This window comes from Nonomuraea sp. NPDC049637, from assembly GCF_040675235.1.
Taxonomy (GTDB): Bacteria; Actinomycetota; Actinomycetes; order Streptosporangiales; family Streptosporangiaceae; genus Nonomuraea.
In genome coordinates this window covers 64473-86052 of sequence record NZ_JBFAOM010000039.1, presented here as the reverse complement: position 1 = coordinate 86052, position 21580 = coordinate 64473, and the positions used below count along the sequence as shown (strand labels likewise).

The following is a 21580-nucleotide window of genomic DNA, read 5'->3' as shown; positions in this document are numbered from 1 at the left end:
TGGCCACGACCTTGCCCTCGCCCTGGAGCTCCTTGACGACGTCGACCTTGTCGGCGGGCAGCACCTCGGCGATCACCTCGTCGATGCCGACCTCGGCGGCCACCGTCCTGGCCACGGCCTCGTTGTCGCCGGTCAGCAGGACCGGGGTGAGACCGAGCGCCCTGAGCTGCTGGATGGCCTCCTTGCTGGTGGGCTTGATCACGTCGGCGACCACCAGCACCGCGCGGGCCTTGCCGTCCCAGCCGACCGCCACGGCGGTCCTGCCGCCCGCCTGGGCGGCGTGCAGAGCGCGTTCCAGGTCGGACGGCAGGTGCTGGGACCACTCCTCCAGCAGCCTCGGCCGGCCGACCAGGACCGCGTGCCCGTCCACGACGCCCTGGACGCCGAGGCCCTCGACGTTCGCGAAGTCCTCGGGGGTGGGCAGGTCGCCGACCCGGGCGGCGGCGCCCTTGGCGATGGCCTGCGCGATCGGGTGCTCGGAGGCGTGCTCCAGAGCGCCCGCCAGGCGCAGCACCTCGGCCTCGTCCTCGCCCTCGGCCAGGTGCACGCCGGTGAGCGTCATCCGGCCCTCGGTGACGGTGCCCGTCTTGTCGAGCACCACCGTGTCGATGCGGCGGGTGGACTCCAGCACTTCGGGGCCCTTGATCAGGATGCCGAGCTGCGCACCCCTGCCGGTGCCGACCAGCAGCGCCGTCGGGGTGGCCAGGCCGAGCGCGCACGGGCAGGCGATGATCAGCACGGCCACCGCGGCGGTGAACGCCGCGCCGACGCCGTCGCCGGTGCCGAGCCAGAAACCCAGCGTGCCCAGGGCCAGCGCGATCACGATAGGCACGAAGATGCCCGACACGCGGTCGGCCAGCCGCTGCACCTGCGCCTTGCCCGTCTGGGCGTCCTCGACCAGCTTGGCCATCTGGGCGAGCTGCGTGTCCGCGCCGACCCGGGTGGCCCGGACGACCAGCCGGCCGCCCGCGTTCACCGTCGCGCCGGTGACGGCGTCGCCCGGACGCACCTCGACGGGCACCGACTCGCCGGTCAGCATCGAGGCGTCGACCGCGGAGGTGCCCTCCTCGATCACGCCGTCCGTGGCGATCTTCTCGCCGGGCCGCACGACGAACCGGTCGCCCACGGCCAGCCGGTCGCTGGGGATGCGGGTCTCGACGCCGTCGCGCAGCACCGCGACGTCCTTGGCGCCCAGTTCCAGCAGGGCGCGCAGGGCGGCGCCCGCCCGGCGCTTGGAGCGGGCCTCGAAGTAGCGGCCGGCCAGGATGAACGCGGTCACCCCCGCCGCGGCCTCCAGGTAGATGTTGCCCGACCCGTCGGTGCGCTCGATCGTGAACGCGAACGGGTGGGTCATGCCCGGGGTGCCCGCCGTGCCGAAGAACAGCGCCCACAACGACCAGCCGAGCGCGGCGATGGTGCCGACCGAGATCAGCGTGTCCATCGTGGCGGCGCCGTGGCGCAGGTTCGTCCAGGCGGCCTTGTGGAAGGGCCAGCCGGCGTAGACGACGACCGGCGCGGTGAGCACCAGCGACATCCACTGCCAGTTGGTGAACTGCAACGGCGGGATCATCGCCATCGCGATCACCGGCACCGCCAGCACCACCGAAGTGATCAACCGGCTGCGCAGCGGCCGCAGCTCGTCCTCCGGCTCCCGCTCGCCCGGCTCGCCCTCGGAGCGGGGCGGCGCGGGCAGCGCGGCGGTGTAGCCGGCCGCCTCCACCTGGGCGATCAGCTGCTGCGGATCGACGCCTTCGGGGAAGGTGACCTTCGCCTTCTCGGTGGCGTAGTTGACCGTGGCGGTCACGCCGTCCATCTTGTTGAGCTTGCGCTCGATGCGGTTGGCGCACGAGGCGCAGGTCATGCCGCCGATCGAGAGTTCGACCGCGTTCTGCCGGTCATCGGTGACAGAGGTCATCACCGTTCCCCTTTCCCAGTGGCTTTCTCAGTGGCTGTGGTTGCCGTGCCCGGCGGGGGTCGCCGACGCGTCGGGGGTGGCGGGCCGCGGCCCGGCCGCGAGCGTGAAGTCGGCGGTACGGACCTCGCCCTCGTGCTGGAAGTCCAGGAACAGGCGGTAGTCGCCGCCGCTCGGCACCTCGGCGTAGAAGACGATCTCGGGCCCCGGCTGCGTCTTGCCGTCGCCCGGCTCGCCGTCGGGGTGAACGTGCAGGTAGGCCAGGTCGCGGGCGCGGAGGGCGACGAGGTGGCCGAAGGCGCCGAGGTAGGGCTGCAGGTCGGTGACCGGCTTGCCGTCCTTGCTGACCTTGAGGGTGAGCTTGCTGGCCTGGCCCGGCGTCAGGTCGCCGTCGAGGGTGACCTCGTAGCCGTCGACCTTCGAGGTGCGGCCGGTCTCCGGCAGCGGCCTGGGCTGGTAGTCGCCCGCCACGGCCAGGTCGGCGCCCAGCGTCAGGGCCTGGCCGCCGGTCGGCGCGAAGTCGGCGAAGGCCCGGTAGCCGCCCGCCTCGGGGAAGGTGACCTTGACCGACCAGATGCCGTCGGCCGACATCTCCGGATGCACGTGCTGGAAGCTGCCCAGGTCGCGGGAGACCACGATGAAGTGCAGCTTCTTGTCGTGCTGGACCTGGTAGTCGGTGACCGGGCGGCCGTCGGGGCCGGTCACGGAGAAGCGGAAGTCGGCGGGCTCGCCTGGCTTGAGCGACGTGGTGAGCGGGTTGAGGGTGTAACCGTTCTCGGACACTTGGAGCCCCCCGGGGGTATCGTTCTTCTTCGTCGTCGTCTGCTGGGCTGTGTGCTGGTTGTGGCCCGCGCTCTGCGCGGTCTCCGGGGTGGCCGTCATGGCGCTGTGGTCGGCGGCGGGAACGGCCCCGACCGGGCCGACGGCCTTGCCGGCGCCCAGGGCGCCGCCGAAGACGACGGCCAGCCCCAGGGCGTAGGAGCCGAGCTTGGCTGCGGTGTTCACGACTGGTTCGCCACTTCGTACCCGGCCTCCTCGACGGCGGCGACGATCTTCGCCGCGTCGATCGGGCTGTCACTCTCGACGGTCAGCAGGCCGGAGGCCAGATCGACCTCGACGCCGGTCACCCCGGCGACCTCGCCGACCTCTTCCTTGACCGAACTGACGCAGTGGCCGCAGGTCATGCCCTGGACGGTGTAGGTGGTGGTGCTCATATCGGTCTCTCCTTCAATCCGGTCAGGAACGAACAAGTCTGGCGATGGCGTCGGAGGCTTCCTTGACCTTGGCCTCGGCCTCCGGGCCGCCCTTCGCGGTGGCCTCGGCGACGCAGTGGGCCAGGTGGTCCTCCAGCAACGACAGGGAGAACGACTTCAGGGCGCTGGTGGCGGCCGACACCTGGGTCAGGATGTCGATGCAGTACTTGTCGTCCTCGACCATGCGCTGCAGGCCGCGGACCTGCCCCTCGATGCGGCGCAACCGCATCCCTTGGTCCTGCTTGTTACTGCCGTGTCCAGCCATGCCAGCCCTCCCTCGGCTCGTTGCCGTTGAGCACACTATACCCCCCTATGGTATCCAGAAGGCAAGTGGCGGCCCCCGCGACGAGCTCCGGCGGCCGGATGAAAGGCTGAGGGCATGTTCCCGGAGACTCCCGCCGCCGCCGCGGCGCTGTCGGTGGCCGGCCGCTACTGCTCGCCCGCGCTGCTCAACCACTGCGTGCGCGCCTACCTGTGGGGGGCGATGTACGGCGCGGCCCACGGCATCGCCTTCGACGACGAGCTCTACTACGTCTCGGCGCTGCTGCACGACATGGGGCTGACCGAGCCCTTCGACAGCCACCGGCTGCCGTTCGAGGAGGCGGGCGGGCAGCTCGCCTGGGTGTTCGGCGCGGCGGCCGGCTGGCCGGCGGAGCGGGCCGAGCGGGCCGCGGAGATCATCAGGCTGCACATGCGCGCCGACGTGTCCGCCGCCGACGACCCCGAGTCCCACCTGCTGCAGGTCGCCACGAGCTGGGACGTGGTCGGGCGGCGGCCCGAGGAGTTCGCGCCGGACGCCAGGGCGGAGCTGCTCGCCCGCTACCCCAGGCTGGGCTTCGGCGCCGAGTTCCTGGCCTGCTTCGAGGACCAGGCCAGGCGCAAGCCGGACAGCGCCGCCGCCGCGTCGGTCCGGAACGACGTCGCCGGGCGGATCGCCGCCAACCCGCTGGACGGCGGCTGACCCGAGCCCCTGCTCCAAGCCCGGCGACGCCGCAGGTCAGGAACCGGGCCGCAACGAGTTCCGGTACGGCGTCATGAACCGCGTCCTCGGCATCTGGTCGGCCAGCACGCCGCCGTCCACGACCAGGGTGGAGCCGGTGACGTAGCGGGCCGACTCCGAGGCCAGGTACGCCACCGCGCCGGCCACGTCGTCCGGCCTGCCGTACCCGCCGCGCAACGGGATGCGCTCCTCCCACGCCGCCTCGAAGGCCGCGCGGTCGAGGGGGAAGTCGCCGTCGATCGGGGTGGCGATCATGCCGGGCGCCACGGCGTTGACGGTGATGCCATGGGCGCCCAGCTCGGCGGCGAGCGAGCGGGTGATCAGCTCCAGGGCGCCCTTGGAGGCGTTGTAGTGGGCCAGCCCGGCCTCGGCCATGAGGCCGTTCTTGGAGGAGACGTTGACGATCCGCCCCCGCACGCCGTCCGCGATCATGTGCTCGGCCACCCGCTGCGCCAGGAAGAACGGCGCGTCGCAGTTGACCCGCATGACGGCCTGCCAGCCGGCCACGGTGATCTCGTTGAAGTGTTCGAGCCGGGCCACCCCGGCGTTGTTGACCAACACGTGGATCGGCCCGTGGTCGCGGCGGACCGCGTCTGCCAGCCCGGCCAGGCCCTCGGTGTCGGCCAGGTCGAAGCCGTAGGCGCAGCCCGCGCCCGGCCGGTCGACGGTGATCACCCGGTAGCCGTCGGCCGTCAGGCGCGCGGCGATGGCCTGGCCGAGGCCCCTGGCGGCCCCGGTGACCACGGCCAGTTCGGTCATGACAGCCCCAGCAGGTCGAGCGACGGGCGGTGGATCAGCTTCTCGATCTCCTCCCGGTCGAGAGGCGGCAGACCGGGGATGCCGGGGACGGCGCCGACCGCCCGCAGCCCCTCCACCGAGGCGTCCACCGTGGTGAAGGGGTAGTCGCTGCCGAACAGCAGCTTGCCCCACACCCCGTAGTCCTGGGCCAGGCGCAGGCTGTGCCAGAGCTGGAAGGGGCGGTAGTGCAGGGCGGAGACGTCGGCGTAGACGTGGCGGTGCTTGCGGATCACCGCGATGCACTCGCCCTCGTACGGGTGGCCGAGGTGGGCCAGGACCATGCGCAGCTCCGGATGCCTGATGGCGACCTCGTCCAGGTGCACCGGCAGCGCGTAGCGCAGGGGCGCGGCCGAGACGAACGTGGTCCCGGTGTGCACGAGCAGCGGAAGGCCGTGGCGGGCGGCGTAGGCGTACAGGTCGTCCAGCTCGGGTGCGGCCGGGTCGAAACCGGCGTACATCGGCATGAGCTTGATGCCGCGCAGCCCCAGGTCGCGGTGCCCGTGTTCCAGCTCGTCGCGCCAGCCGGGCTGGGTGGGGTCGAGCGACAGGTAGCCGATGAGCCGGTCGGGGTGCTCGGCGGCGTAGGCGGCCACGGCGGCGTCGTCCACCCACAGGCCCGACCGCCTGGCCTTGCCGCCCACCACGACGGTACGGGTGCCGGCCGGCGAGGTGGCGGCGTAGTCCGCCCAGCGCACGGTCAGGTCGACGTGACCGCCGTGCGCGCGGGCGGACTCGGCCGCGAACGGGTCGCCGACGTCGTCCGGGCAGCTGAACAGATGGGAGTGGACGTCAACGATCACGCTTCTCCCAGCCCTCCTTGAACATGTTCCAGAACCGGTGGGACGGCGGGTGCTCGGCGAAGACCTCGTCGGCCAGCTCGACGCCGAGGCCGGGCCGCTCCGGCAGGCCGACGTGGCCGTCGACCACGGGCAGGACGCCCTTCAGCGCGTCGAAGACGTACGGCTCCAGCATGCCGTCGAACGTCTCCAGGACGAGCAGGTTCGGCATGCCGAGCACGGCGTGCACGGAGGCCGTGGTGCACAGCGGGGAGTTGGAGTTGTGCGGGGCGACGAGCATGGCGTGCACGTCGGCCTGCGCGGCCAGCTTCCTGATCTCGGTGAACCCGCCGGCCATCGACAGGTCGGGCTGGATGATGTCGACCGCGCCGGTGGCGAACAGCCGGGCGTACTCGTAGCGGTTGTGGAAGTGCTCGCCGCCGGAGATGGGCATGGCGGCGCGGGCGCGCAGCTCGGCGTAGCGCTCGATGTGCGTCCACGGCAGCGGCTCCTCGAACCAGCCGAGGTCGAACGGCTCCAGCTCGCGCACGAGCCGGACGGCGGTCGGCATCGCGAACCGGGCGTGCCCCTCGACGAACAGGTCGAGGTCGGGCACGGCCTCGCGGACCGCCGCGACGATGTCCACCGAGAGTCGCAGCTCGGCCCGGGACAACTCGCCCAGCCCTGCGCCGAACGGGTCGAACTTCAGCCCGGTGTAGCCGCGGGCGGCGACCTCCTTGGCCTTGGCCGCGAACACCTGCGGATCGCGCTCGCCGGTGTACCAGCCGTTGGCGTAGACCCGCACCCGGTCGCGGCAGGCGCCGCCGGTCAGCCGGTAGGCGGGCACGCCCAGCGCCTTGCCCATGATGTCGTAGAGCGCCTGGTCGACGCCGGAGACGACGATGCCGCCGACGTCGCCGCCGCGCAGGAAGTCGCCCTGGTACATCCGCAGCCAGATCTCCTCGACGTCGAAGGGATCGGCGCCGATCAGGTGGCGCTGCGCCATGGCCTCGGTCAGCGAGCAGGTCTCCCGGCCCCGGTAGGGGTGGGTGATCTCGCCGATGCCGCTCAGCCCTTCGTCGGTGTGGATGCGCACGTAGGAGAAGTCGCGCCAGGCGGTGCCCAGCGAGAGGGTCTCGACGCGGCTGATCCGGCCGGCGGGCCCGGCCGGGCGGCTGGTGTCAACGGTGAGCATCGGCACCGCCCATGGTGCTGGCGTCGGTCAGGTCGAGCACGTCGCCGCGGGCGTGCCGGGCCGCGATGGCGGCCGCCTCCAGCAGGTGGTCGGCGTCGGCGTCGGTGTGGGCGTAGGAGACGTGGCTGCGCTTGAGGTTCAGCGGCAGCTCGAAGACGCCGTGCTCCAGCAGCCGGCGGCGGTACCCGATGAACATGTTGGCATCATTGCGCAGCAGGTCGTCGTAGCTGCGGGCGGGTCCGGTCATGAAATATCCGACGAAGACCGAGCCGTACCCGCTGACCAGCGCCGGGATGTCCAGCGAGGCGAACACCTCGGCCAGCCCGGTCCTGATCCGCTCGCCGAGGCGGAAGACGTGCTCGTGCACCGGCTCCTCGCGCAGCTTGCGCAGCGTGGCCAGGGCGGCCGCCACGACGGCGGGGTGGCCGTTGTAGGTGCCGGCGAAGAAGGCCGGGCCGCCGGGCCGCGAGCTGAACAGCTCCATGAGATCGGCGCGGCCTCCGAGCGCGCCCACCGGGTAGCCGTTCGCGATCGCCTTGCCCATGGTGGTCAGGTCGGGGGTGATCCCGCAGATCGCCTGCCAGCCGCCCAGGTGGTGACGGAAGCCGGTGATGACCTCGTCGAAGATCAGCACGCTGCCCGCCCTGGTGCACTCGGCGCGCAGCGTCTGGAGGAACTCCTGCTCGGGCAGCAGGCAGCCGACGTTGTGCGGCACCGGCTCCAGGATGACGGCGGCGATGTCGTCGCCGTGCTCGGCGAACGCCCGGCGTACCGCCTCGGGGTCGTTGAACGGCAGGACCAGCGTGGCCTGCAGCACCTCGGGCAGGATGCCGGTCGAGATGGGGTCGTGGCTGCCGACCTTCTCCGGCGTGGAGATCACGTTGAGGCTGACCGCGTCGTGCCAGCCGTGGTAGCAACCCTGGAACTTCACCACGAGCCGGCGGCCGGTCGCGGCCCTGGCCACGCGCAGGGCGTGGAAGGTGGCCTCGCTGCCGGTGCTGGTCAGGAGCACCTTCTCCACGCTCGGCACGAGCTCTGCGAGCGTCTCGGCGAGCTCCACCTCGCCGGCGGTGACGCCCACGCCGCACAGGTCCACCGTACGGCCGGCCTCGGCGACGGCCGCGGCGACGTCGGGGTCGTTGTGGCCGAGCAGCGGCGGGCCGAAGGCCGCGTGGTAGTCGACGAACTCCCGTCCTTGCGAGTCGCGGAAGCGGGCGCCGGCGGCATGGGTGATCACCAGGTCGGTGAGCCCGGGGATGCTGCGCTGCCCGCTGTTCACGCCGCCCGGGATGACCTGGCGTGCGCGCTCGGCTAGGTGCTTCAAATCTCTCTCCTCCGACGCGCCTCCCGGCCCGGCCCGGCCTGGGAAGCGCTGATCGTCCGCCACAAATTCCGAACAGTGTTTGGCAATACCGAACAGGTGAGGGAGATTGAAACACGAGAATGGGTGGGGGTCAACGATGAATTCCGCTAAGCTGTTCGGCTGTGACGAACACTGCTGCTGAGGAATCGCGATATTGGGTCCGCAGCGTCGCCCGCGCCGCCGAGGTGCTGGAGGTCCTGTCCCGCGTGGGGCCGGGTGGCGGCATGAGCGTGACCGAGGTCGCCGCGGCCTGCGGGCTGAGCAAGAGCGCCGCCTTCGCCACCCTCTACACGCTGCGCGGCTACAGCCTGGTCGCCGACGACGGCGAGGGCATGAACCGCCGCTACCGGCTGGGCATGGCCCTGTCCAGGCTGGGCGCCAGGGCCCAGGAGCAGCTCTCGCTGCGCGACGTGGCCCGCCCCGCGCTGGTCGCGCTCACCGAACGCACCGGCATGAACTCCAGGCTCGCGGTGCCCGAGGCCGGCCAGGCGGTCGTCGTCGACCAGGTGAGCAACGGCGAGCGCATCCAGGTCGACCTGCGGATGGGCACCAGGGAGCTGCCCCACTGCACCGGGCTGGGCAAGGCGCTGCTGGCCGAGATGGGCGACGAGGAGGTCGCCAGGGTCGTCGGCCACGTCGGCCTGCCGCGCCGCACCGGCAACACGATCACCGAGCTGCCGGTGCTGCTGGCCCACCTGAAGACGGTCAGGGAGCTCGGCTACGCGGTCGACGACGAGGAGGACGCCGACGGCATCTTCTGCATCGGCAGCGCGCTGCGCGACCACACCGGCGCCTGCGTCGGCGCGATCAGCATCACCTCGCTCAAGCGCGACCTGCCCGCCTGGCGCTACCAGGAGCTCGGCCGGGAGGTGAGAGAGACGGCGGCGATGATCTCCCAGCATCTCGGGCATGCCCCGTGACGGCTTGACAGATCCGTTCCCACTGTCTAGCGTCCTCGCCAATCGTTTCGGGCGAAGATCCGACTCCGAGCGCCGCGGCCCCCGGCGCCGGACGTCTGGGCCGCAGCACCGCCGCCTGCCCGCCTTCGCACGTCGCCCGGCCTTCCCATCACCCCGTTCCCCGAAGGCCTCCCCCCATGAACCATGTAGCCGACGTCGCGCGCCTGCTCGCGCTCGACGCCTCCCGACTCGCCGACGGCACGCTGCTGCGTGTCGCGGGCTACCACCGCGCCGGTGACGGCGGCGGCAAGCTCGTCCGCTGGGCCGCCGCCGCCACCACCCCCGCCAACGGCGGCACCGTGCTCGGCTCCGCGCCCCAGGGCCGCTGGATCCAGCTGCACGACGGCTGCCTCGACTTCCGCGCCTTCGGCGTCCTCGACGACAGGACCCCCGCCGACGACGCATTGGAGGCCATGGTCAACGACCCGGCCGTCTCCAGGATCGAGGCCCGCACCGATCTCAACTTCGTCAGGCGCCACACCTTCCGGCGCTCCGGCCTGGTGCTCGACTTCGGCGGCCACACCATGACCACTGCCGGCATCGAGAAGAACTCCCACGACAACCCCTTCGGCGCGGTCCTGTTCTTCCAGGGCGAGCGGACCGGGACGACGGTCACCGGCACGCTCACGGCCACGCTCCCCGACCTGGCCGACGTCTTCGAGGTCGACTCCCGGCAGTTCCGGGTCGGCCAGTGGTGGGCCGTGGAGGTCAACGCCCTGGCCGGCACGTACGAGCGCGAGCTCCAGCGCCTGGTCCAGATCACCCAGGTCGTCGACGGCCGGCACGTCCGGGTCAACTACAAGAACGGCTGGGAGCTGGCCGCCGGCCGCACGCTGACCTGGACGCTGATCAACCCGGTCGAGCGCGTGCACGTGCGCGACCTGCGCTTCGAGGCGGCCCCGGGCGGCGACGAGTACACCGGCTCGCACCCGGTCGCCTACGAGTACGCCGTCCACTGCGACGTCGAGGACGTGCACGCCACCGGCAGCTTCTGGCCGGTGATCATGCGACGCTGGTGCACCCACTTCCGCACCGAGCGCTGCAGCCTGAAGAACCCCCCGACCGTCATGTACGGCGGAGCCGGCTACCTGACCCAGCAGATCTACTGCCTGTACGGCCACGTCGCCGACTGCACCACCTCCAACGTCCGCCATCTCAACGACTTCACCGCCAGCGCCTACTGCACGGTCGAGAACTGCCACGGCGACGGCGACGACGAGGGCGGCAACCCCTTCACCACCCACGGCCAGTACGAGCATGACCTGGTCTTCACCGGCAACTCCGGCCTGATGGACATCGCCAACAGCGGCGCCCTCTGGGGCACCAGCGCCAAGCGCATCACCGTGCGCAAGCACCTGTGCTCGTGGTTCGTCGCCGGAACCAAGATCACCGACCTGACGCTGGAGGACGTCCGGGTGATCCCGCGCTCGACGTTCGACCCGGCGGGAACGCTCCAGGTGAACGCCGACGGCCTGCACATGCGCGGCTGCTCGGCCAAAACCGTCGCGATCGGCCAGCGGTCCAACCGCTCCGGCCGGCCCAACGTCATCGAGGGCTGCTCCTTCGACCTGCCGAAGGACCAGGTGCTGGTGCAGACGCCGGTGAGCAACGCGCTGCACTTCAAGGAGTGCGCCGTCACCGGTCTCGACGGCGCCACCCTGCGCGGCTCCGGCCCGCTACGCTTCACCGGCTGCGTCCTGAGCGGATCGGGCACGGTCTCGGTGGGCTCGGCCGACGTCGTGATCAGCGGCGGCCGGCTCGACGGCGTGCGCGTCGAGCTGAGCGCCGTCCGCGACCAGCGGCTGCGCCTGGAGGGCGTCACGCTGGAGAACGCCACGCTCGGCCGGGCCGCCGGTCCGGGCGTCCTGACCTGGGAACTGGCCGCCTGCACGGCCACCGGCACCCGCGTCGAGCCGGCCACCGGTGACAACCGCTGGCGCGCCACCGGCTCCCGGTTCACCGGCGGCCGCCTCGACCTGACCGCCGCCACCGTCCTGGTGCACACCGGCTGCACCGAGGAGGGCGTCGAGCGCGCCTTCCCGCCCGCCGGCCCCCGCGTCCTCATCGCCGACACCCTCGCACTGTAAGGAACCACCCCATGGAACGTCGTGACATCCTGCGCGTCACCGGTTTAGCGGCTGTCGGCACCGTCCTGATGGCCAGGCCCGCGCTCGCCGAGCCGGACAAGAAGCCCAAGGACGAGGTGCACGCGGTCGCCACCGTGGCCGAGCTGCTCGCCTTCGAGGCCGCCAAACTGGCGGACGGCACGCTGGCGCAGGTCGCGGGCTATCTCAAGCCGGGCGACGGCGGCGGCAAGCTCGTCCGCTGGGACGCCGCCGCCACCACCCCCGCCAACGGCGGCACCGTGCTCGGCTCCGCGCCCCAGGGCCGCTGGATCCAGCTGCACGACGGCTGCCTCGACTTCCGCGCCTTCGGCGTCTTCGACGACAGGACCCCCGCCGACGCCGCGCTGGAGGCCATGGTCAACGACCCCGCCGTCTCCAGGATCGAGGCCCACAGCGACCTCAACTTCGTCAAGCGTCACAAGTTCCAGCGCTCCGGCCTGGTGCTCGACTTCGGCGGCCACACGATGCGCACCGTCGGCATCGAGAAGGCGGGCCAGGACGACCCGTTCGCGGCGGTGATGTTCTTCCGCGGCAAGGTCACCAGCACCACGGTCAGCCACAAGCTGAGCGCCCCGGTGCCCGACCTGTCGGACGTCTTCGAGGTGACCGACTCCGCCGCCTTCAAGGTCGGGCAGTGGTGGAGCGCCGAGGTCAACGCGCTGTCCGGCCGCTGGGAGCGCGAGCTGCAGAAGCTGGTCGAGGTCACCCAGATCGTCGACGGCACGCACATCCGGGTCAACTACAAGAACGGCTGGGAGCTGGCCGCCGGCCGCACGATCACCTGGACCCTGGTCGAGCCGGTCGAGCGCGTGCACGTGCGCAACCTGCGCTTCGAGGGCGTCGCGGACGGCGACCAGTACACCGGCTCGCACCCGCTGGCCTACGAGTACGCCGTCCACTGCGACGTCGAGGGCGTCCACGGCACGGGCACGTTCTGGCCGCTGATCATGCGGCGCTGGGCCACCCACTTCCGCACCGAGCGCTGCACGCTGAAGAACCCCGCCAGCGTGACCTGGGGTGGGGCGGGCTACCTGACCCAGCAGATCTACTGCCTGTACGGCCACGTCCGCGACTGCCACACGGCCAACGCCCGGCACCTGAACGACTTCACCGCCAGCGCCTACTGCTACGTGGAGAACTGCCACGGCGACGGCGACGACCAGGGCCCGTTCGTCACCCACGGCCAGTACGAGCACGACCTGACCTACACCGGCAACTCCGGCCTGATGACCTTCGCCAACTCCGGCGCGGCCTGGGGCTCGGCGGCCAAGCGCATCACGGTGCGCAAGCACGTCTGCTCGTGGTTCGTGGCCCGGGTGAAGGTCACCGACCTGACGCTGGAGGACCTCCAGGTCATCGGCAAGCCGTCGCTGGAGGGCTCGGGCATGATCTGGGTCAACGCCGACGGCGTGCAGATGCGCGGCTGCTCGGCCAGCCACACGCTGATCGTCTCCCAGCAGTCGAAGCTGTCGCGGCGGCCCAACCTGATCGAGGGCTGCGTCTTCACCGTCCCGGCCAAGAGCGAGATCGTCCAGGCGAACGTGACCGCGCCGCTGCACGTCAGCCGCACCACGTTCCACGGCCTGAACGGCAACGCCTTCAACGGCGCCGACCTGCGCCTGTCCGGCTCGACGCTGAACGGCGCCGAGGGCGCGGCCCCGCTGGTGCTGGCCGGTTCCGTGTCGCTGACCGGCTGCACGGTGAAGAACGTGGGCCTGGCCGCCGCCGGCAAGGCCGACCAGCGCATCCGCCTCGACGGCGGCACCGAGCTGGCCGAGGCCGGGCTGTCGCGGGTGGAGGCCGCCGGGCTCGTCTCCTGGCAGCTGGCCGGGGTGCGCAGCCAGAACGCCGGAGCCCACGTCCAGCTCGACGCCGGCCGGAACCGCTACATGGCGACCGGCTGCCAGTTCGGCGGTGGCCGTCTGTCGATCAAGGCGTTCGAGGTGGTCCAGCACACGGGCAACGTCGAGGAGGGCGTCGCCAGGGAGCTGCCGGCCGACGGCCCGAAGGTCCTCACATCAGGAAATCTGGTGATTTAGGTGCGAAAAATAACGCTGGCGGTCGCGGGAGCGGGCAACCGGGGGCAGACCTACGCCTCCTGGATCGCCGCGCACCCCGATCGCGCGGAGCTGGTCGCCGTGGCCGACCCCGACCCCGCCCGCCGGACCAGGCTGGCCGGCCCCGGCGTGCGCGAGTTCGGCGACTGGCGCGACCTGCTGCGCGAGCGGGTGGCCGACGCCGTCGTCCTGGCCACCCAGGACCGCCTGCACGTCGAGCCCGCCATCGCCCTGGCGCGGGCGGGCTACGCGCTGCTCGTCGAGAAGCCCATGGCGCCGACCGAGGAGGAGTGCCGCGAGATCGTCTCGGCCGTGGGCGAGACCGGCGTGCTGCTCGCCGTCTGCCACGTGCTGCGCTACACGCCCTACACCGCGCTGGTGAAGCAGACCGTGGACAGCGGCGTGCTCGGCGAGGTCATGAGCGTCGAGCACCTGGAACCGGTCGGCTGGTGGCACCAGGCGCACTCCTACGTGCGCGGCCCCTGGCGCAGCGAGCGCCTGGCCAGCCCGATGCTGCTGGCCAAGTCCTCCCACGACCTCGACTGGCTGACCTACGTCACCGGGCTCAGGATCGAGCAGGTCGCCAGCTTCGGCTCGCTCGGCCACTTCAGGCCCGAGCGGCGCCCGGAGCAGGCCGCCGACCGCTGCCTCGACTGCGTCCTGGAGCCCCGGTGCCCGTACTCGGCTCCCCGCCTGTACCTGAACCGCGGCTACGACTGGCCGACCAGCGTCCTCGGCGAGAACGAGGAGCAGGTCATGGACGCCCTGCGCACCGGCCCGTACGGCAGGTGCGTCTACGCCTGCGACAACGACGTGGTCGACCACCAGGTGCTCGCCATGCAGCTGACCGGCGGCGCGACCGCGACCTTCACCATGACCGCCTTCACCGAGCAGACCCACCGCCAGACCAGGATCTTCGGCACCCACGGGCGGCTGATCGGCGACGGCGAGTCGGTCGAGGTGCTCGACTTCCGCGACGGCCGCAGCAGCCGGCGCAGCGTCGCCGAGACCGGCTCGAACGCCGGCGACGGCCACGGCGGCGGCGACGACGGCGTGATGGACGCCTTCGTCACCGCGCTGGCCACCGGCGACCCCGCACACGTGCGCTCGGGCCCCACCGAGTCGCTCCACAGCCACCTCGCGGTCTTCGCCGCCGAGAAGGCCCGGCACAGCGGCACGGTCGTCACCGTGCCCGCATTCTAGGAAGGAACCATCATGCGACTGCGCGCGCTGGCCGCCGCTGCGGCCGCCCTCGGCACGCTGACCGCCTGCGGCGGCGGCTCCGGAGGCGACGAGAAGCAGACCGTGACCATGTGGATCTACCCGAACATCGCCGACCAGCCCAAGCACCAGGCGTTCTGGGACGAGCAGACCAAGGCGTTCGAGGCGGCCAACCCGAACATCGACGTCAAGGTCGAGATCTACCCGTGGGCCAAGCGCGACGAGGCGCTGTCCACGGCGATCGCCGGCAACAAGGCGCCGGACGTGGTCTACCTCATCCCCGACCAGCTCCCCAAGTACGCCAGGACGCTGGAGCCGGTGGACGCCTACCTCGCCGACAAGGCCGACTACCGGGACAACGCCCTGAAGTCGGTCACCATCGACGGCAAGGTCATGGGCGCGCCGATCCTCATGTCGGCCAACCCGCTGGTCTGCAACCAGAAGGCGTTCGACGCCGCCGGCGTCACCGAGTTCCCCAAGACCTGGGACGACGTGCTCGCCCTGGCCCCGAAGTTCAAGGCCAAGGACATCGACGTCACCAACTACTGGGCCGACCCCGCCGCCACCCTCAACCAGTCGTTCTACCCGCTGCTGTGGCAGGCCGGCGGCGACGTGTTCAGCCCCGACGGCAAGGCGGCGGCCTTCGGCGGCGCCGAGGGCGTCAAGGCGCTGACCTTCCTGAAGAAGCTGGCCGACGGCGGCTACGTGGAGAAGGACCTGCTGACCGGGCTGCCCAAGTTCGAGCAGACCAGGACCGCGCAGAACAAGGTGGCCTGCACCTGGCAGCAGCTGCCCGCCGACGTCGAGTCGTTCTGGGGCAAGGAGAACATCAAGGTCCTGCCGCCGCTGACCGACGCCAAGCAGGTCGCCTACGGCACGGTCGGCTCGCTGTCCCTGCTCAAGGCGTCCGACCACAAGGAGGCGGCGGGCAAGTGGATCGGCTTCGCCACCGGCGCCGCCCCGAGCAAGGCCTACGACCTGGCCTCGGGCTACTTCTCCCCGCGCAAGTCCACCGGCTCGCTGTACGCGGCCGACCCGGTGCAGTCCGAGGTGGAGAAGGCGCTGGACCTGACCACGGCCGGGCCGCTGCACGAGAAGGCGCGTGACGTGATGGGCGTCCTGGCTCCCGAGATCCAGGCCGCGCTGATCGGCAAGAAGACGCCCGAGCAGGCGCTCGCCGACGCGGCCAAGGCCGCGGACGCGCTGCTGGGTGGCTGATGGCGGCGATCGACGTCAGGCGGTGGGAGGCGCGGACCGGACTGCTGTTCGTCCTGCCGTGCCTCCTGCTGTTCCTGCTGTTCCGGTTCGGCCCGTCCGTCGCCGGGGTGCTGCTGGGGTTCTTCGACTCCTCCATCGGCGCCAGCCCGGAGTGGACCGGCGTGGACAACTACCGGCGGATGGCCGCCGACCCCGTCTTCTGGGAGTCGCTGCGCATCACGCTGATCTACACGATCCTGTACGTGCCGGCGTCGATGGCCGCCTCGGTGGGCATGGCGCTGCTGGTGCGCCGCGCCTTCCGCGGGGCGGCCTTCTTCCGCTCGGTCTTCTTCCTGCCCGTCGTCACCAGCCTGGTCCTGGCCGGGACGGTCTTCACCTGGCTGTTCTCCTCCGAGGGGCCGATCACCAAGCTCACCGGGCAGTCGTGGCTGGCCTCCACCACGCTGGTCATCCCGGCCCTGGTGATCGTCTCGGTCTGGTCCAGGTTCGGGTACGGCATGCTCATCGTCCTGGCCCGGCTGCAGGACCTGCCGCGGGAGCTGGAGGAGGCCGCGCTCACCGACGGCGCCTCCACCTGGCAGCGCTTCCGCTACATCGTGGCCCCGCAGCTGCGCCCCGCGCTGTTCTTCGTCGCCGTCATCGAGACGACGAACTCCTTCCAGGTGTTCGACCTGGTCTACGTGATGACCGGCGGCGGCCCGGCGCACGGCAGCTTCACGCTGGTCATGGCCCTGTACGAGCAGGCGTTCAAGAACTTCGACTTCGGCTACGCCAGCGCCATCGGCGTCGCGCTGTTCGTCATGACCCTCGTGGTCGCGCTGATCCAGCGCCTGATGATCGGGAGGTCGAAGTGACGACATACCGCCCGTACAAGGCGCTGGAGCCGACCAGGGGCGGCAAGGTGGCCAGGTTCGTCCTGCTGGCCGTCGCCACGCCGGTCACGCTGTTCCCGTTCTACGCGATGGTCGTGCTGTCGCTGAAGCCGGGCACGGCCGTGACGTTCCCGGAGAGCATGCTGCCCTGGCCGGTCGACTTCAGCGCCTACGGCGAGGTGCTGGGCGGCCGCGACCTGATCACCTGGACGGTCAACACGCTGATCTACTCCGTGGTCAGCGTGGTGGCCGTGCTGCTGCTGGCCTCGCTGGCCGGATACGCCTTCGCCAAGAAACGCTTTCCCGGCCGCGAGCCCATGTTCTGGTCGTTCCTGGCCATGGTCATGGTGCCCTACCACGTGACGCTCATCCCGACCTTCATGCTCATCGCCGAGCTGGGCGGGGTGGACACGTACTGGGGGCTGATCCTGCCGACGCTGGCCAACGCGCAGGCGGTCTTCCTCATGCGGCAGTTCATCATGGGCCTGCCGGACGAGCTGTTCGAGGCGGCCCGGCTCGACGGCGCCTCCGAATGGCGGATCTTCATCAGGATCGTCCTGCCGCTGTGCAAGCCGATCCTGGCCACGCTGGGCGTCTTCGTCTTCCTGTGGCACTGGAACGACCTGCTCTGGCCGCTCATCATCGGCGGCGGCGCCGACATGCGCACCCTGACCGTGGGCATCGCCTCCCTGCAGACGGAGAACGTGCCGCTCAGCGTCGTGCTGGCCGGGGCCACGGTCGCGTTCGTACCGATCTTCGCCGCCTACCTGGTCGGCCAGCGTTATTTCACCGAAGGAGTCACGATGTCGGGGATCAAGGGCTGATGTTCACCTCCGTCGACGATCTGGAAGAACACCTCACCCGCCCGTCCGAGTCGCTCGTCGCCGACCTCGCCGCCGGCTCCGGCGACCTGGTCGTGCTGGGCGCCGGGGGCAAGATGGGGCCCACGTTGTGCCGTCTGGCCCGGCGCGGCCTGGACGCGGCCGGGCGCGGCGCCGACCGCGTCTTCGCCGTCTCCCGGTGGTCCGACCGCGCGGCGGCCGGCGCGCTGGCCGCGCACGGCGTGGACGTCGTCCCCTTCGACCTGCTCGACGGCGACCTGGGCACGCTGCCCGACGCCGCGGACGTGGTCTTCATGGTCGGGGCGAAGTTCGGCACGTCCGCCGCGCCCTACCTGGCCTGGGTCGTCAACGCGGCCCTGCCCGCCCGCGTCGCCGAACGGTACGGCGGCGCCCGCGTCGCGGCGCTGTCCACGGGCAACGTCTACCCGCTGGTGCCCCTGTCGTCCGGCGGGAGCGTCGAGGGCGACCCGGTCGGGCCGGTGGGCGAGTACGCGATGAGCTGCCTCGGCCGCGAGCGCGTCTTCGAGCACGCGGCCGCCACCCGCGGCACGGCCGTGACGATCGTCCGCCTCAACTACGCCGTGGACCTGCGGTACGGCGTGCTGGCCGACATCGGGCAGCGGGTGCTGGCCGGCGCTCCGGTGGACGTGACGACCGGGCACGTCAACGTGGTCTGGCAGGGCTACGCCAACGAGGTCGTGCTGCGCTCGCTGGCCCACGCGACGGCGGGCACGCCGTTCACGCTGAACCTGACCGGCCCCGAGACCGCCTCGGTGCGCCGGGTGGCCGCCGCCTTCGGCGCGCGCCTCGGCAGGCCGGTGTCGTTCGAGGGGTCGGAGGCCGCGACGGCGCTGCTGAACGACGCCACGCTCTGCCACCGCCTGTTCGGCTACCCGCCCGTGCCGCTGGGCACGCTGGTCGACTGGCAGGCCGACTGGCTGGCCGCCGGGCTGCCGACGTCCGGCAAGCCCACCAAGTTCGCCGTACGAGACGGGAGATTCTGATGCCCACGCCGAATCCCGCCCTGCCGAATCCCGCGCTCTCGCGCCTGCGGGCGGGGACCGTCATCCCCGCCCACCCGCTGGCGCTCACCGCGGACCGGACGCTGGACGAGCGCCGCCAGGCCGCGCTCACCCGGTACTACCTGGCGGCGGGGGCGGGCGGCCTGGCCGTGGGCGTGCACACGACCCAGTTCGAGATCCGCGGGGCCGGGCTGCTGGAGCCGGTCCTGCGGCTGGCCGCCGACGTCGCTCATGAGTCGGCCCGTGAGTCCGCGCGGGAGCGGCCGGTGCTGGTCGCCGGGGCGTGCGGGCCGACCGCGCAGGCGGTGGCCGAGGCCGAGCTGGCCGCCTCGCTCGGGTACGACGCCGTGCTGCTCTCGCCGGTCGTGCCGGGCGCCTCCGAGGACGACCTGCTGGCGCGGGCGCGGGCCGTGGGCGAGGTGCTGCCGGTGGTCGGCTTCTACCTCCAGGCGGCGATCGGCGGGCCGGTGTTGTCGCGCGGCTTCTGGCGGGCCCTGGCCGACCAGCCCTCCACGGTCGCGGTGAAGGTGGCGGCGTTCGACCGCTACCGCTCGCTGGACGTGGCGCACGGCGTGGCCGCCTCCGACCGGGCCGACCAGGTCGCCCTCTACACGGGCAACGACGACCACATCATCGGCGACCTGCTGGCCGAGCTGCCCGGCGGCCTGCGCTTCGCCGGCGGCCTGCTGGGCCAGTGGGCGGTGTGGACCCGGGCGGCCGTGGAGATGGTCGACGGCCTGCGCGAGGACCCGGCGCGGTGGTGGGGCCGGGCCACGGCGCTCACCGACGCCAACGCCGCCGTCTTCGACAGCGCCAACGCCTTCGCCGGCTGCATCGCCGGCGTGCACGAGGTGCTGCGCAGGCAGGGTCTGCTGGCCGGCACCTGGTGCCTGGACCCGGACGAGGGCCTCTCCCCCGGCCAGGCCGAGGAGCTGACCCGGGTCAGCGCCGCCTACCCGTGGCTGACCGACGACGACTTCGTGGCGGAGCACCGCGATGCCTGGCTCGGCTGACTCCGCCGTGCGCGTCCTGGTCAGCGTTCCGCCGTCGCTGCGCGCGCAGTTCTTCCCCGACCCCGCGGCCCTGCTGGCGCTGGGGGACGTGCGGCTGCTCGACGACCACCGCGCGCTGCCCGAGGCGCTGTCCGGCACCGAGGTGCTGGTGACGTCGTGGGGGGTGCCGCCGCTGACCGCCGACCTGCTCGACCGGGCGCCGGAGCTGCGGCTGGTCGCGCACACCGGGGCGACGGTCAAGCCGTTCGTCACCGGCGAGCTGTGGGCGCGGGGCGTCCGGGTGACGCAGGCGGGCGCGGCCATGGCCCGGTCGGTGGCGGAGGTGGCGCTGACGTTCACGCTGGCGCTGCTGCACCAGGTGCACCGCTTCGACCACGCCCTGCGCGGCGGCGTGCCGTGGGAGGCGGCCGAGCGGGCGCCGGCCAGGCGGGAGATCCTCGGCTGCCCGATCGGCGTCATCGGCGCCTCCAGGACCGGCCGGGCCTACCTCGACCTCGTCCGCGCGCTCGGCGCCGAGGTCACCGTCGCCGACCCGTACCACGAGGGCGCGGTGGAGCTGGACGAGCTGCTGTCCACCAGCCGGATCGTGGCCGTACACGCCCCGGCGCTGCCGGAGACGCGCCACCTGCTCGGGGCGCGGGAGCTGGCGCTGATGCCCGACGGCGCCGGGCTGGTCAACACCGCCAGGTCCTGGCTGGTGGATGAGGCCGCCCTGCTGGCCGAGCTGCGTGCGGGACGGCTGGACGCGGCGATCGACGTCTTCGACGAGGAGCCGCTGCCGGTCGGGCACCCGTTCCGCGCGCTGCCGAACGTGCTGCTCACCCCGCACCAGGCGGCCGGCACCGATTCGGGGCGGGCCCGTCAGGGCCGGGTGGTGGTCGAGGAGATCGCCCGGTACGCCGGCGGCGTGCCGCTGGCGCACGAGGTGACGCCGGAGCTGCTGGGGAGGATGGGATGACGTCCCTGCGCACCGCCCGTCCGGGCGACCGGGAGGCGCTCTACGCGCTGTGGGCCGCCTGCTTCGACGCCCCGCACGTGGTGCCCCTGTACGAGACCGACCCCGGCCGGTACGGCAGGACGTTCGTGACGGGTGACGTGTCGGCCTGCGTGTACTACCTGCCGCGCCGGCTCCACGACGGCCTGGGCGGCGAGGTGCGGGCAGGTGGCGTGGCCAACGTCGCCGCCCATCCGTCGGTCCGCGGGCGCGGGCACGTCCGGCGGCTGCTGGCGCTGGCCGCCGAGGCGATGGCGGCCGACGGCTGCGCGTGGTCGTTGCTGTTCACCGGCACGCCGGGGGTCTACAAGGAGTGGACCGGCTTCGAGCTGCGGACCGTGTCCGGCCCGTTGCGCCGTACCGGCCCGGCCGGGCGGGGGCTGCGCCGGATCCCGGCGGGCGAGGCGGCGGTGCTGCGGGAGGTGTACGAGCGGCACAACGCGCGGCGTCCGCTGACCGCCGTGCGCGACGAGGCGCACTGGCGGGACCGGCTGCCGATCTGGTACGGCGACCCGGTCGAGCTGCTGGCCGGGGACGCCGGGTACGCCGCCGTGCGGTGGGACGGCGGCGTCCTCGACGTGCTGGAGGTGGCCGGGGACCTGGCCGGGGTGCTCTCCGCGCTGGCCGCCGAGGCGTCGGCCCGAGGCGTCCGTGCCGGCCGGGCCAGGCTGACCTGGGACGAGCCGGCTCTGCCGCACCTGTTCGCGAGCGTCGTCCGGGAGCGGGACCGCACGGGGATGGCCCGCGCGATCCTGGGGGATCCGGGGCCCGTGGTGGGCGCGGAGAACGCGGCCCACTGGCCGGCGGACTACTTCTGACAGCCGCTTTTATCCAGCAGACATCGGATGAATCTTCGTACAGCTCTTGCCGAGGGAACGGAGATCGGGCTACCTTTCCTCCAATCTCTTCCCCGCTTTGGAGTGGACATGGCCTGCTTACGTCGACTTCTCGCCGTCTCC

General features: G+C 72.1%; 20 protein-coding genes. 12 read left to right on the top strand and 8 right to left on the bottom strand.

Going from position 1 to position 21580, the window contains the following annotated elements; translation table 11 throughout:
• The 4 genes from AB0J71_RS37965 to AB0J71_RS37950 all read right to left on the bottom strand — a co-directional run.
• A partial coding sequence (locus tag AB0J71_RS37965) for a heavy metal translocating P-type ATPase (protein WP_364418850.1) occupies positions 1-1915 on the bottom strand: 1915 nt, incomplete at its 3' end.
• A 27-nt stretch (positions 1916-1942) separates the two neighbouring features.
• On the bottom strand, positions 1943-2917 hold the full coding sequence (locus AB0J71_RS37960) for a hypothetical protein (RefSeq protein ID WP_364418848.1): 975 nt from the start codon (positions 2915-2917) through the stop codon (positions 1943-1945).
• Positions 2914-3126 (bottom strand): copper ion binding protein, encoded by a 213-nt coding sequence (locus AB0J71_RS37955; protein ID WP_352330522.1) that lies wholly within the window; start codon positions 3124-3126, stop codon positions 2914-2916. The genes AB0J71_RS37960 and AB0J71_RS37955 overlap by 4 nt, the downstream gene beginning before the upstream one ends.
• A 22-nt stretch (positions 3127-3148) precedes the next feature.
• A complete protein-coding gene (locus tag AB0J71_RS37950) occupies positions 3149-3430 on the bottom strand; it encodes a metal-sensitive transcriptional regulator (RefSeq protein WP_352330520.1) in 282 nt (93 codons plus the stop codon).
• Positions 3431-3544: 114 nt separating this feature from the next.
• On the opposite strand from AB0J71_RS37950, the gene AB0J71_RS37945 reads away from it, so the two are divergent.
• Positions 3545-4126, top strand: a complete 582-nt coding sequence (locus AB0J71_RS37945; protein ID WP_364392316.1) for an HD domain-containing protein — start codon at positions 3545-3547, stop codon at positions 4124-4126.
• Positions 4127-4162: 36 nt separating this feature from the next.
• Here AB0J71_RS37945 and AB0J71_RS37940 read toward each other — a convergent pair whose 3' ends face one another.
• From AB0J71_RS37940 to AB0J71_RS37925, 4 genes are read right to left on the bottom strand one after another with little or no spacing between them, the layout of a single operon-like run.
• Positions 4163-4924: an SDR family oxidoreductase gene (locus tag AB0J71_RS37940; RefSeq protein WP_364418846.1), complete on the bottom strand. Its 762-nt coding sequence runs from the start codon at positions 4922-4924 to the stop codon at positions 4163-4165.
• Positions 4921-5763 (bottom strand): amidohydrolase family protein, encoded by an 843-nt coding sequence (locus tag AB0J71_RS37935; RefSeq protein WP_352329128.1) that lies wholly within the window; start codon positions 5761-5763, stop codon positions 4921-4923. The genes AB0J71_RS37940 and AB0J71_RS37935 overlap by 4 nt, the downstream gene beginning before the upstream one ends.
• The gene (locus tag AB0J71_RS37930; protein ID WP_352329130.1) at positions 5753-6934 is read right to left on the bottom strand and encodes a mandelate racemase/muconate lactonizing enzyme family protein; all 1182 of its coding nucleotides are present in this window, start codon (positions 6932-6934) and stop codon (positions 5753-5755) included. The genes AB0J71_RS37935 and AB0J71_RS37930 overlap by 11 nt, the downstream gene beginning before the upstream one ends.
• Entirely contained in the window at positions 6921-8258 is a 1338-nt protein-coding gene (locus tag AB0J71_RS37925; protein WP_364418844.1) for an aspartate aminotransferase family protein, read from the bottom strand. The genes AB0J71_RS37930 and AB0J71_RS37925 overlap by 14 nt, the downstream gene beginning before the upstream one ends.
• Before the next feature lie 161 nt (positions 8259-8419).
• Here AB0J71_RS37925 and AB0J71_RS37920 point away from each other — a divergent pair, with 161 nt between their 5' ends.
• The 11 genes from AB0J71_RS37920 (at position 8420) to AB0J71_RS37870 (ending at position 21439) form a co-directional block, all read left to right on the top strand.
• A complete protein-coding gene (locus AB0J71_RS37920) occupies positions 8420-9217 on the top strand; it encodes an IclR family transcriptional regulator (RefSeq protein ID WP_352329134.1) in 798 nt (265 codons plus the stop codon).
• Positions 9218-9393: 176 nt separating this feature from the next.
• Positions 9394-11343: a hypothetical protein gene (locus tag AB0J71_RS37915; RefSeq protein WP_364418841.1), complete on the top strand. Its 1950-nt coding sequence runs from the start codon at positions 9394-9396 to the stop codon at positions 11341-11343.
• Between the two features lie 11 nt (positions 11344-11354).
• Entirely contained in the window at positions 11355-13421 is a 2067-nt protein-coding gene (locus AB0J71_RS37910; protein WP_364418839.1) for a hypothetical protein, read from the top strand.
• Positions 13422-14642 (top strand): Gfo/Idh/MocA family oxidoreductase, encoded by a 1221-nt coding sequence (locus AB0J71_RS37905; RefSeq protein WP_364418837.1) that lies wholly within the window; start codon positions 13422-13424, stop codon positions 14640-14642.
• A gap of 12 nt (positions 14643-14654) precedes the next feature.
• A complete protein-coding gene (locus tag AB0J71_RS37900; protein ID WP_352328751.1) occupies positions 14655-15878 on the top strand; it encodes a sugar ABC transporter substrate-binding protein in 1224 nt (407 codons plus the stop codon).
• On the top strand, positions 15878-16732 hold the full coding sequence (locus AB0J71_RS37895) for a sugar ABC transporter permease (protein WP_352328753.1): 855 nt from the start codon (positions 15878-15880) through the stop codon (positions 16730-16732). Before AB0J71_RS37900 ends, AB0J71_RS37895 begins: the two co-directional genes overlap by 1 nt.
• Positions 16729-17574 carry a carbohydrate ABC transporter permease gene (locus AB0J71_RS37890; RefSeq protein ID WP_352328755.1) on the top strand — a complete coding sequence of 282 codons (846 nt, stop codon included), beginning with the start codon at positions 16729-16731 and terminating at the stop codon, positions 17572-17574. Before AB0J71_RS37895 ends, AB0J71_RS37890 begins: the two co-directional genes overlap by 4 nt.
• Complete coding sequence (locus tag AB0J71_RS37885) at positions 17574-18596, top strand: NAD-dependent epimerase/dehydratase family protein (RefSeq protein WP_352328756.1); 1023 nt, start codon at positions 17574-17576, stop codon at positions 18594-18596. The genes AB0J71_RS37890 and AB0J71_RS37885 overlap by 1 nt, the downstream gene beginning before the upstream one ends.
• Positions 18596-19627 (top strand): dihydrodipicolinate synthase family protein, encoded by a 1032-nt coding sequence (locus AB0J71_RS37880; RefSeq protein WP_364418835.1) that lies wholly within the window; start codon positions 18596-18598, stop codon positions 19625-19627. The genes AB0J71_RS37885 and AB0J71_RS37880 overlap by 1 nt, the downstream gene beginning before the upstream one ends.
• Positions 19611-20585: a hydroxyacid dehydrogenase gene (locus AB0J71_RS37875; RefSeq protein ID WP_364418833.1), complete on the top strand. Its 975-nt coding sequence runs from the start codon at positions 19611-19613 to the stop codon at positions 20583-20585. Before AB0J71_RS37880 ends, AB0J71_RS37875 begins: the two co-directional genes overlap by 17 nt.
• A complete protein-coding gene (locus AB0J71_RS37870) occupies positions 20582-21439 on the top strand; it encodes a GNAT family N-acetyltransferase (RefSeq protein ID WP_364418831.1) in 858 nt (285 codons plus the stop codon). Before AB0J71_RS37875 ends, AB0J71_RS37870 begins: the two co-directional genes overlap by 4 nt.
• Positions 21440-21580 lie beyond the last annotated feature (141 nt).